The organism is Amycolatopsis stemonae (assembly GCF_054781455.1).
Genome location: NZ_BAAGUJ010000008.1, coordinates 414753 through 426217, shown reverse-complemented (window position 1 = coordinate 426217; position 11465 = coordinate 414753). Strand labels below are relative to the sequence as shown.

The 11465-nt window shown below is 72.3% G+C and carries 9 protein-coding genes; all 9 read right to left on the bottom strand.

Annotated elements, in window-relative coordinates; all coding sequences use genetic code 11:
• Positions 1 to 128: 128 nt before the first annotated feature.
• A complete protein-coding gene (locus ACYVLJ_RS29655) occupies positions 129 to 908 on the bottom strand; it encodes a maleylpyruvate isomerase mycothiol-dependent enzyme family protein (RefSeq protein ID WP_460441129.1) in 780 nt (259 codons plus the stop codon).
• Complete coding sequence (locus tag ACYVLJ_RS29650; protein WP_460441128.1) at positions 878 to 1534, bottom strand: TetR/AcrR family transcriptional regulator; 657 nt, start codon at positions 1532 to 1534, stop codon at positions 878 to 880. The genes ACYVLJ_RS29655 and ACYVLJ_RS29650 overlap by 31 nt, the downstream gene beginning before the upstream one ends.
• Positions 1535 to 1610: 76 nt before the next feature.
• Entirely contained in the window at positions 1611 to 2705 is a 1095-nt protein-coding gene (locus tag ACYVLJ_RS29645; protein WP_451987183.1) for a uroporphyrinogen-III synthase, read from the bottom strand.
• Positions 2705 to 3049, bottom strand: a complete 345-nt coding sequence (gene nirD / locus ACYVLJ_RS29640) for a nitrite reductase (NAD(P)H) small subunit family protein (RefSeq protein ID WP_460441127.1) — start codon at positions 3047 to 3049, stop codon at positions 2705 to 2707. The genes ACYVLJ_RS29645 and nirD overlap by 1 nt, the downstream gene beginning before the upstream one ends.
• Complete coding sequence (gene nirB / locus ACYVLJ_RS29635; protein WP_451987099.1) at positions 3046 to 5553, bottom strand: nitrite reductase large subunit NirB; 2508 nt, start codon at positions 5551 to 5553, stop codon at positions 3046 to 3048. Before nirB ends, nirD begins: the two co-directional genes overlap by 4 nt.
• 1 nt (position 5554) lies before the next feature.
• Positions 5555 to 6913: a nitrate/nitrite transporter gene (locus ACYVLJ_RS29630; RefSeq protein ID WP_460441126.1), complete on the bottom strand. Its 1359-nt coding sequence runs from the start codon at positions 6911 to 6913 to the stop codon at positions 5555 to 5557.
• 23 nt (positions 6914 to 6936) lie between these two features.
• The gene (locus ACYVLJ_RS29625; protein WP_460441125.1) at positions 6937 to 8364 is read right to left on the bottom strand and encodes an FAD-dependent oxidoreductase; all 1428 of its coding nucleotides are present in this window, start codon (positions 8362 to 8364) and stop codon (positions 6937 to 6939) included.
• Positions 8361 to 10403: a molybdopterin oxidoreductase family protein gene (locus ACYVLJ_RS29620; RefSeq protein WP_460441124.1), complete on the bottom strand. Its 2043-nt coding sequence runs from the start codon at positions 10401 to 10403 to the stop codon at positions 8361 to 8363. The genes ACYVLJ_RS29625 and ACYVLJ_RS29620 overlap by 4 nt, the downstream gene beginning before the upstream one ends.
• A gap of 132 nt (positions 10404 to 10535) precedes the next feature.
• Entirely contained in the window at positions 10536 to 11333 is a 798-nt protein-coding gene (locus ACYVLJ_RS29615) for a TIGR02569 family protein (protein WP_460441123.1), read from the bottom strand.
• Positions 11334 to 11465 lie beyond the last annotated feature (132 nt).

The following is an 11465-nucleotide window of genomic DNA, read 5'->3' as shown; positions in this document are numbered from 1 at the left end:
CGTGGGTCACGAGGGCCTCCGTTGATCGGTGTAGACGTCGCAATCCACACCGAACCCGGAGGCCCTCCCTTATGCCAAGATCATCCGGTCACGTGTCGCCACGATCGCAACCTCCCCGGACAGAACACCTAGAACACCACCCGCGCCGCACGCAGGGCGTCCACCACGGCGGGGTCGCCGTCGACGTCGAATTCCGGGTCGCCCGGCCGGCCCGAGAGGTGCCAGAGGTAGTCGAGCGGATCGGCGCGCACCCACGCGACCGGCTCGCCCTCGCCGAGCCGCCACGCGCCGCCCAGCTCCAGCACCAGCGGCGGCCCGGTCCACTCCTCGGCGAGGTCACGGGCCACCTGCATGACCACGACGTCGTCGTTCACCGCGAACGGACGGCCGGTCGCGCGGGCGATCTCCAGCCGGTGCAGCCAGGTGTCCCGGTTGGACAGGACGTCGAGCACGTAGGCCATGGCCGGGTCGACCAGCGGTTCGCCGGGGAAGTACCGCTCGGTGCGCTGCCGCCGGACGAACGCCGGGGTGCGCCGCCGCCTGCGGACCGCCCGCGGCCCGACCCGCGCGAGCAGCGCGCGAAGCGCCTCGTCGGACAGCGGCGAGAAGGTCGCCACCTGCAACGCGTTGTGCGCGTCCAATGCGGACAGTTCCGGGAACCGCTTGCGGGCGGCCCGGATCCGGCCGGGGATCGTCCACGGTCGCGCCGTCTCCGCGTGCTGGCCGACCAGGTGGGCGACCACCTCGCGCACGGTCCACCCGCTCGCCGTGGGCCGCCGGCCGTCGTCCGGGCCGAGCGAACCGAGCAGGACGTCCAACGCGGCCAGCTCGGCGAGGCCGACGCGGGCGACCTCCTCGCGGTCCGGGCGTGCGATCGTCAGGGCGTGGCTGGTCCGGGTCTGTCGCATGGCTGCCCTCCCGGGGCGAAGTGCCGGACGAACATGGTGAAAACCTCGGGCAGCAGCGACGTGAACCGCCCGGCTTCGTACCCCGCACCGGGCTCGTTCGCGAGCTGCTGCGACAGCGTCCCGGTGACGACGATCGACAACAGGGCGAGGCCGGCCTCGGAGTCGGCGCCGGGATCGAGCTCCCCCGCGGCCACGGCGTCGCGCACCGCCCCGCGCAGCAGCTCGACCAGCTCGACACTCGGCTGGAACGCTTCGGCGGACGGCTCGAACTCCGGCACCGGCCGCCACGCGACGAGCTGGGCGTGCACCGGGTGCGCCATGGCGACCCGGCCGAGCGCCTCGACCGCCGCGGCCAGGGCAGGCAGCCCGGGCACCCTCCCCTTCAGCGCCCGGGCCACCGCCTCTCGCTGCTGCTCCGCCCCCTCCCGGAACAGCACGTCGTAGACGGCGTGCAACGAAACGAAGTGCTTGTACAGCGACGGTTGCCGGATGCCGACCCGCCGCGCGACCTCGGACAGGCTGAGGCCGGCCACCCCGCGTTCGGCCATGACCTCGACGGCGGTGTCCAGGATCTCCCGCCGGGTGTCCGCCCGCCGGCGTCGTTGCGGTCCGCGCGTCTCGTCCACCAGTCCCGCCCTCGGCTATGACCTCTAGCTTGGGCTATAGGTTATCCCCTTCGCCACGGACACCGCAAGGGGCCGTTCAGGCGTCCACGGCCAGCCGGTAGCCGCGCTTCACCACGGTCTGGACCACCCGGCCGCCGCCGAGAGACGTGCGCAGGCGGCCGATCGCCGTCTCCACCGCGTGTTCCTCGCCGCCGCCCGGCAACGCCGAGATCAGCTCGCGACGGGACACCACCCGGCCCGGTGACGCCGCCAGCGCCCGCAGCAACGCCATCGGTGCCGGGGCCACTTCGTGCCACTCGCCGTCCACCACCGCCGCCTGGCCGCGGAGTTCGATCGCGCGGCCGCCCGCCGAAAACCGGGGTGAGCGGGTCAGCAGCGTCTCCGACACCGTGCGGGCCAGCGCCCCGATCCGCGCCCGGTGCGGCTGGACCGTCGGAATCCCCAAGGCCGCCAGGGGGCCCGCCGTGATCGGGCCGACGCACGCCGCCACCACCGGGCCCGACAACGCCGTGACCAGGCCCGGGAGCCGGCCGGTGCGGCGGGCCAGGGCGATCAGCGAGGCCACCGCCGGCGCGCTCGTGAACGGCAGCGCGTGGATCGAGCCCTCCAGGACCCCGTCCAGCAGGCGGTCGACCGGCGCCGGGTCCACCGGCCCGACCCAGCGGTACACCGAGATTTCGATGACCTCCGCGCCCGCCGCCCGCAGCGCGTCCACGAAGTACGGCAACGGTTCGCCGTGCAGCTGCACCGCGATCCGCTTCCCCGAAACCCCCGAAGAAAGCAAGTGCTGCAACAACTCCGCGTTGCTTTCCGACGCCGGCGAGTAGGCCTCCGAAAGCCCGGCCGCGCGGATCGCGCCGGTCACCTTCGGCCCGCGCGCCAGCAACGCGCACTCGGAAAAGCGCGAGATCAGGGAGTCGCCCAGGCCCCAGCCCTCCGCCGCCTCGAGCCAGCCGCGGAAGCCGATGCCCGTCGTCGCCACCACCGTGTCGACCGGGGTCTCCAGCAACGCCGTCGTCGCCTGGTGCAGCTCCGTGTCGTCGGTCAGCGGGACGATCCGGATCGCCGGGCCGTAGCGGACGCTCGCCCCCTTGCGCACGAGCAGCGCGCCGAGCTCGTCCGCCCGGCGCGCCGCGGTGATGCCGACCACGAAACCGCTCAGCGGCAACATCACGGGCTCTCCACTTCGACCACGCCCTCCCGCACGCGCACGTCGTACACCGGCACCGACACGCCCTCGGCGTCCAGGCACTGTCCACTGTCGAGCGCGAACCGCTCCTTGTAGACCGGCGAGGCGACCACCGGGACACCACCCGCGTCACCGACGATGCCGCGGGAAAGCACGGCCGCGCCGCTGCACGGGTCCCAGTTGGACAGTGCGTACAGCCGCTCGCCCGGCAGCCGGAAGACGGCCACCTGGACGCCGCCGTCGAGCAGCGCGGCGACTCCGGCGTTCTCGGGGACGTCGGTCGCGGCGCACACCGCCGTCCAGGTTCGTTCGATCGACGTGGTCATCGGCGCACCTCCGGTACTCCCAGCATCACGGGCACCTTCTGCTCCCGCTCCGAGCGGAAGGAGATCGCGGGGTCGGGCGTGCCCGGCGCGTTGACGAACGACGTGAACCGCGCCAGCTTTTCTGGGTCCTCCAGCACGCCCTTCCACTCGTCGGCGTAGTTGTCGACGTGCTTGGCCATCGCCGCGTCGAGGTCTTCGCAGATGCCGAGCGAGTCGTCGACGATCACCGCGCGCAGGTGGTCGAGCCCGCCCTCCAGCTCCTCGATCCACGGCGCGGTCCGCTGCAGCCGGTCGGCCGTGCGGACGTAGAACATGAGGAACCGGTCGATCGTGCGGATCAGCGTCTCGGTGTCCACATCGGACACCAGCAGCTCGGCGTGCCGCGGGGTGGTGCCGCCGTTGCCCCCGACGTAGAGGTTCCAGCCGTTCTCCGTGGCGATGATCCCGAAGTCCTTGCTCCTCGCCTCGGCGCACTCCCGCGCGCAGCCGGAGACGGCCGACTTCAGCTTGTGCGGCGACCGCAGCCCGCGGTAGCGCAGCTCCAGCTCGATCGCCAGTCCGACGCTGTCCTGCACGCCGTAGCGGCACCACGTCGACCCGACGCACGACTTGACCGTGCGCAACGCCTTGCCGTACGCGTGCCCGGACTCGAAGCCCGCGTCGACCAGCCGGCGCCAGATCAGCGGCAGCTGGTCCACGGTGGCGCCGAACAGGTCGATCCGCTGCCCGCCGGTGATCTTCGTGTACAGCCCGAAGTCCTTCGCGACCTCGCCGATCACGATCAGCTTGTCCGGGGTGATCTCGCCGCCGGGGATGCGCGGGACGACCGAGTACGTGCCGTTGCGCTGCAGGTTCGCCAGGTACCGGTCGTTGGTGTCCTGCAACGTCATCTGCTCGCCGCCGAGGACGTGCCCGTTGCCGAGGGTGGCCAGGATGGACGCCACCGCGGGCTTGCAGACCGCGCAGCCGCTGCCCGTGCCGTAGCGGCCGATCAGCTCGCTGAACGTCGTGATCCGGGTGGCCTGGACGATCTCGAACAGCTCCGCGCGCGACTGCGGGAAGTGCTCGCAGACGGCCTTCGACTGCTCGACCCCGCACGCCGTCAGCAGCTTGCCGAGCAGCGGGACGCACGAGCCGCACGCGGTGCCGGCGCGGGTGCACGCCTTGACCTTCGGCACCGAGTCGCAGCCGTCTTCGTGGATCGCCCGGGTGATCGTGCCCTTGGAAACCGCGTTGCACGAACAGATCTGGGCCGCGTCCGGCAGCGCGTCGACGCCGACCGCCGCGCCCCCGCCCGCCGGGGCGAGGATCGCGCCCGGCTCGGCCGGCAGCGGCCGCCCGACCAGCGCGCGCAGCGTGTTGTACTCGGTCGCGTCGCCGACGAGCACACCGCCGAGCAGTGTCTTGCCGTCGTCGGTGACCACGAGCTTCTTGTACGTCCCGGCGACCGCGTCGTTGACCGCGACTTCCAGCGCGCCTTCGGCCTGGGCGTGCGCGTCGCCGAACGACGCGACGTCGACACCCATCAGCTTCAGCTTGGTGGACGTGTCCGGCTCCGGGAACGTCCCCGAACCCCCGGTGAGCTGCGCGGCGACGATCTCCGCCATCGCGTACCCGGGTGCCACGATGCCGTAGACGCGCCCGTCGACCGCGGCGCATTCGCCGATCGCGTAGACCGCCGGGTCGCTCGTGCGGCAGGACGCGTCGGTCAGCACACCGCCCCGCGGGCCGACTTCGAGGCCGGACTGCCGCGCGAGGTCGTCGCGCGGCCGGACGCCCGCCGAGAACACGACGAGGTCGACGTCCAGCTCGGTGCCGTTGCCGAGCTTGGCCAGCAGCCGCGAGCCGTCGGCTTCGATGGCGTCGGTCGACGTTCCCGTGTGGACGGTCACGTCGAGGTTCGTGATGAGCCGCCGCAGCAGCGAGCCGCCGCCTTCGTCGACCTGCAGCGGCATCAGCCGCGGCGCCATCTCGACGACGTGCGGGGAGAGTCCCATGTCCCGCAACGCCTTCGCGGCTTCCAGGCCGAGCAGGCCACCGCCGATGACGACGGCCGAGCGCCGCCCGCGGCCGGGCTTTCCGACGGCCGCCGCGCGGATCGCGTCGAGGTCTTCGATGGTCCGGTAGACGAAGCAGCCGGGCAGGTCGTGCCCGGGGACCGGCGGCACGAACGGCCGCGAGCCGGTGGCCAGGACCAGCGCGTCGTAGGAGAGGACAGCACCGGAGGCCGTGGTGACCGTCCGGGCGGTCCGGTCCAGCGAGGTGACCAGCTCGCCGAGCCGCAGGTCGACGTGCGGGTCGTCCGCGTAGTCCGAGCCGGGCAGGGCGAGGGCCGCCGGGTCCCAGGTGTCCACATAGGACGTGAGCGCCACCCGGTCGTACGCCGGGCGCGGCTCCTCCGACAGGACGACCACGTGCCAGTTCCCCGAAGGGTCTTCCGCACGCACCGCCTCCACGAGCCGGTGGGCGACCATGCCGTGTCCGGCGACGACCAGGGTGGGCATCTCAGACCTCCGCTCCCGCGAGCGCCAGACCGCGCTCACTCGTGGGCTGTTCGGCGGGCTTGCGCAGGTAGACCGCCCAGGTGACGGCGAAGCACAGCCCGTAGAAGACGAGGAACCCGACGAAGGCGGGCACACCGCTCTTCGTGTCGGCGAACGACTGGCGGAACGCGAGGTTGATGAACAGGCCGCCTTCGGCGCCGATCGCTCCCGCCAGGCCGATCAGCGCACCCGACAGGCGACGGGCCTTGAGCAGCTCGGCCGCCTCCTCGGCGCCGTTGGCGATCGCCACCTTCGCCTTCGCGCGGAAGATCGCCGGGATCATCTTGTACGTCGAACCGTTGCCGACGCCGGTGAGCACGAACAGCACGATGAACGCGACCGTGAACAACGCGAGGGACTTCGACGTCGAGGCCAGGATGAGCACGACCGTCGCCAGCGCCATGCCGATGAAGGTGTAGAAGGTGATCTTGCCGCCGCCGATCCGGTCGGCGAGCCAGCCGCCCGCCGGCCGCGAAAGCGAGCCGAGCAGCGGGCCGAGGAACGTCACCGCGGCCGCCTGCAGGGGGCTGCGGCCGAACTGGTTCTGCAGCACCAGGCCGAACGCGAAGCTGTAGCCGATGAACGAGCCGAACGTGCCGACGTAGAGGAACGACATCACCCAGGTGTGCGGGTCCTTGACAACCTCGCGCATCGCCTTGGTGTCGCCCTTCACCGTGGCCAGGTTGTCCATGTAGAAGTACGCGCACAGCGCGGCGACGACGATCAGCGGGACGTAGACGTAGAGCACGATCCGCGGCGCGGTCGCGCCCGCCGTGCCGATCACCAGGAGCCCGACGAGCTGGATCGCCGCGACGCCGAGGTTGCCGCCGCCGGCGTTGAGGCCGAGCGCCCAGCCCTTGTGCTTCTCCGGGTAGAACGTGTTGATGTTCGTCATGGACGACGCGAAGTTGCCACCGCCGACACCGCCGAGCGCCGCCACCAGCAGGAACGTGCCGAGCGACGTGCCGGGGTGCAGCACGACCGCGGCCAGGATCGTCGGGATGAGCAGCAGGGCCGCGCTGACGACCGTCCAGTTGCGACCGCCGAACTTCGCCACGGCGAAGGTGTAGGGCAGCCGCATCACGCCGCCGACCAGCGTCGGCGTCGAGACGAGCAGGAACTTGTCGGCGGCGTCGAAGCCGTAGTCCTTGCCCATGAACAGGACGATGACCGACCACAGTGTCCAGATCGAGAAGCCGATGTGCTCGGCGAACACGGAGAACCAGAGGTTGCGGCGGGCGATCTTCTTGCCGGTGGACGCCCAGAACTCCTCGTTCTCGGGCTCCCAGTGCTCGATCCAGTGCTTGCCTCGGTGGGCCATCGCGGTCTCCTTGTCGTACGGGTTCATTGCGCCGCGAGCCAGTTCGCGATGCCGCCGACGGTGTCCGTGCAGCCGCCGCAGCCCGTGGTGGCCCGCGTGGCCCGCGCCAGTGCGGGAGTGTCGGTGGCCCCGGCCTTCCAGGCCTCGACCAGGCGGCTCTTGGTGACGTTGGTGCAGCGGCAGATCACCGTCGCGGCGGGCAGGTCGGCCGGGCCGGCCGCCTGGGCGCTGCCGTGGGGCAGCGCGCGGCCGAGCAGCACCGCGAGCCGGTCTTCCGGCAGCGGCGTGCCGCGGTCGTGGAACTGGGTGATCGAGGCGGCCGCGTCGGGCAGGCCGAGCAGGATCGCCCCGGTGACGCGGTTTTCGCGGACGACGAGCTTGCCGTAGCGCCCGCCGGTGGGGTCGTTGAAGGTCAGCACCTCGGCGTCCGGGGTATCGGCGTCGAGCTGCGTTTCGCCCAGGGCCGCGAGGTCGATCCCGCGGGCCTTGAGCCGGGTGACGGCCGTGGTGCCGCGGTAGCGGGCGGCCGCGTTCGTGCCGGTCAGGACGTCGGCGAGCACCTCGGCCTGCTCCCACGCCGGCTGGATCAGCCCGGCGGGCGCGCCGGGGTGCCGGGCGCAGTCGCCGAGCGCGTGGATCCGGCCGTCGCTGCTGCGCAGGACGTCGTCGACGAGAATGCCCCGGTCGACGTCGAGGCCGGCGTCCTCGGCCAGGCTCGTCTCGGCGCGGACTCCGGCGGCCACGACGACCAGGTCGGCCGGGACGAGCGTGCCGTCGTCGAGCTTGAGCCCGTCGCCGGGCAGGTAACGGGCGGCGGTGGCGCCGAACTTGAAGGTGACGCCCATGCCGGTGAGCTGCCGGGCCAGCACGTGCCCGGCGGCCGGGTCGAGCTGGCGTTCCATGACGTGCCCCAGCGGGTGCACGACGGTCACCTGGTTCCCGCGCCCGGCCAGACCGCGGGCGGCTTCGAGGCCGAGCAGGCCGCCACCGAGGACGGCGACCGGCGCGCCGTGGCGGGCGGCGTCGAGGATCTTGGCGCAGTCGTCGAGACTCCGGAACGCGACCACGCCCGGCCCGGCTTCGAGGCCTTCGACGGGCGGGATCCACGGGTTGGCCCCCGTGGCCAGCACGAGCGCGTCGTAGTCCACAGTGGACCCGTCGGTCAGTTCCACGCAGCGCTTCTCGCGGTCGATCCGGGTGACGTCGACGCCGAGCCGGAGGTCGATGTCGTGCCGGGTGGCCCACTCGTCGTCGTGCAGCCGGACGCTCTCGGCACTCATCCCCCCGGCGACGACGGCCGACAGCAGAATGCGGTTGTAGGCGGCGTGCTTCTCCGAGCCGAGCACGGTCAGCCGGACGCGTTCGGCGACCGGATCACGGCGCCGGATGTCGTCGGCCAGCCGGGCACCGGCCATGCCGTACCCGACGATGACGACGTCACGGGGACTCATGCGGCACCATCCACGGTAGACAGGGACACGGCACACACCTTGAACTCCGGCATCCGGCTGACCGGGTCGAGCGCCGGGTTGGTGACCAGGTTCGCGCGCTGCTCACCGGGGAAGTGGAACGGCAGGAAGACGAGGTCCGGCTTGAGACTCGGGACGAACCGGACGCGCGCGAACGTCTCGCCGCGACGGGACCGGATCCGCGCCCGGTCGCCTTCCTCGAGCCCGGCACGCTTGGCGGTGTCCGGGTGCACCTCGACGTACACGTCCGGGACGACGTCGTTCAGCTCCTGGATCAGCCGGGTCTGCGCGCCCGACTGGTAGTGCTGCAGGACTCGCCCGGTGGTGGCCTGCAGCGGGAACTCGTCGTCGGGCAGTTCGGCGGGGCCGGTGTGCTCGACCGGGGTGAACCGGGCGCGGCCGTCCGGATGCGCGAAGGCGTCGAGGAACATCCGGGGCGTGCCAGGGTGTTCCGGCGACGGAACCGGCCAGTGGAGGGCCTCGCCGTCGCGCAGCCGGTCGTAGGTGACGCCGGAGTAGTCGGCGACACCGCCCTTGGACGCGATCCGCAGCTCCTCGAACACCGCCTCGGGGTCGGCCGGGAAGCCTGACCGCCCCAGCCGCGCCGCGAGTCCGTTGAGGACGTCCAGATCGGACCGGACGCCGGGAGGCGGGTCCAGCGCCTTGCGGCGCAGGAGAACCCGGCCTTCGAGGTTGGTCAGCGTGCCGCTCTCCTCGGCCCACTGCGTCACCGGGAAGACGACGTCGGCCATGGCCGCGGTCTCCGAGAGGACGAAGTCCGCGACAACCAGGAAGTCCAGAGCGGACAGTCGATTTTGGACGCGCTGGGCACGCGGAGCCGAGACGACCACGTTGCTGCCGAACACCATCAGCGCCCTCGGGCCGTCCTCGGTGCCGAGCGCTTCGAGGAGTTCGGTGGCCGAGCGGCCGGGCCAGGGCAGGCTGTCCGGGTCGACGCCCCAGACGCCGGCGACGTACTCGCGCGCGGCCGGGTCGTCGAGCTTGCGGTAGCCGGGCAGCTGGTCGGCTTTCTGGCCGTGCTCGCGGCCGCCCTGGCCGTTGCCCTGGCCGGTGAGGCAGCCGTAACCGGAGCCCTCCCGGCCCGGCAGGCCGAGTGAGAGCGCGAGGTTGATCCAGCCGCCGACGTTCGCGGTGCCGGTGGCGTGCTGCTCGGTGCCGCGGGCGGTGAGGACGTAGGCGTTGCGCGCGCCGGCGAGCTTGGCGGCGGCGAGGCGCATGTCGGCGGCCGGGACGCCGGTGACGCGTTCGGCGCGTTCCGGCCACCAGCTCGCGGCGATCCGCCACACCGCGTCGAAGCCGCACGTCCGATCATCCACATAGGACTGGTTGAGGTGGCCGCCTTCGACGACCGCGTGCAGGATCCCCAGCGCCAGTGCGAGATCGGTGCCGGGCGCGGGCGCGAGGTGCAGGGTCGCCAGCTCGGCCGTCGGCGTGCGCCGCGGGTCGACGACGATCAGATCGGCGCCCCGCAGGTGCCGGGTGAACGGCGGCATCGTCTCGGCCGGGTTCGCCCCGGCGAGCAGCACGACGTCGGCGCCCTTGAGATCGGTGACGGGGAACGGCATCCCGCGGTCCGCCCCGAAGGCCTTGATCCCGGCCGCGGCGGCCGACGACATGCAGAACCGGCCGTTGTAGTCGATCTGCGACGTCCCGAGCGCGACCCGGGCGAACTTGCCGAGCAGGTAGGCCTTCTCGTTGGTCAGCCCGCCGCCACCGAAGACCGCGACGGCGTCCGGGCCGTTTTCCCGCTGGATCTCCTGCAGCTTGCGCGCGACGAAGTCGAGGGCGAAGTCCCAGCTGACGGGTTCGAGCGCGCCGTCGACGCGGATCATCGGGGTGGTCAGCCGCCGCGGCGACGTGAGGAGGCTGCCCGAAGTCCAGCCCTTCTGGCACAGGCCGCCGGCGTTCACCGGGAAGTCCCGCTGCGTCACGCGGACGCCGTCGAGGCGCATGCCGCACTGCAACGCGCAGTACGGGCAATGGGTGTCGACCTGCGGCACGGGCACCTCCTCGGTCAGCGGGAACGCCCTGACGCTAAGGAGGCCGTGTTACTCGGAATCGACCGAATGTTTCAGGCAGTTGACATTGCGGCGGGACTCACGGGCCCCCGGCGGTGAGGTGCGTGGCCCCCGTCACAGGACGCCGCTCACCTCACGGGCCGCCATCCGCAAGCCGTCCAACGAGGCCTGCGTCGACCGCGGGTTCAGCGCATTGGCCGCCAACCGGAACAACACCGCGCGCAGCAGCAGTTGCGGCCACTCCGGCAGGTGCGCCCACCGCTCCAGCAGCTCCCGGGTCGCGCCGCCCCAGGCCAGGGCGTCCACCGCGACGATGGCCGCGCCGTACTCGCCCGGGCGGTAGTACGGGACGAAGTCCACCACGCCCGGGGCCGCGTCGCCGTCGAACAGCAGGCCGGCCAGCAGCTCGCCGTGCGCCACCTGCGACGGCAGGCGGATCGGGCGGCGGGCACCCGCGAGGACCTCGAACCAGCGGCCGCCCTTCGTCTCCTCGAGCGGGACCTCGAGCTCTTCCCACGCCACGCGGTCCGCGATCGCGTCGACGTCGCGACGGCCGGAGATGAAGTCCGGCCGGGGCAGGCCGATGGTCGCGCGGTGCAGCTTCACCGCCGCGAGCACCGACGCGTCGCCGCGGTGTTCCGGCGTGCCGGCGACGAACCGCGACGCCGTCCAGCCGCCGACGATCCAGCGGCCGTCGCTGGAGCGGACCGGCTTCGCGACCCGCAGGCCCGGCTCGTCGGCGTAGTCGAGCGCGCGGGCCGTCCACAGGGTCTTGGCCTTGTCGGTGACCGGCTTGAACACGAGGTCTCCGCAGCGCCACGCCGTCGAGCCCGGCATCGGCTCGCTGCCGTCGTCAACGCCGCCGAAGGCCGCGCAGACGTGCGCCGGAGGACGTTCGAGGGTTGTCCGCACAACGGGTCACGGTACCCGGCCGGGTGGTCCACGAACGAGAAGACGCGCTGGTCACGCAGTGTTTTAGGACTCGGACGAAACGCCACGAGGGGCACCCCTTCGGCCTTGGGAGCCGGCGGGGTGCCCCTCGGG

Coding starts and splice junctions, on each gene's coding strand:
- ACYVLJ_RS29630 (WP_460441126.1), bottom strand. CDS start 6,913: ATGGCCCACCGAGGCAAGCACTGGATCGAGCACTGGGAGCCCGAGAAC.
- nirD (WP_460441127.1), bottom strand. CDS start 3,049: ATGACCACGTCGATCGAACGAACCTGGACGGCGGTGTGCGCCGCGACC.
- ACYVLJ_RS29625 (WP_460441125.1), bottom strand. CDS start 8,364: ATGAGTCCCCGTGACGTCGTCATCGTCGGGTACGGCATGGCCGGTGCC.
- ACYVLJ_RS29655 (WP_460441129.1), bottom strand. CDS start 908: ATGCGACAGACCCGGACCAGCCACGCCCTGACGATCGCACGCCCGGAC.
- ACYVLJ_RS29645 (WP_451987183.1), bottom strand. CDS start 2,705: ATGTTGCCGCTGAGCGGTTTCGTGGTCGGCATCACCGCGGCGCGCCGG.
- nirB (WP_451987099.1), bottom strand. CDS start 5,553: ATGCCCACCCTGGTCGTCGCCGGACACGGCATGGTCGCCCACCGGCTC.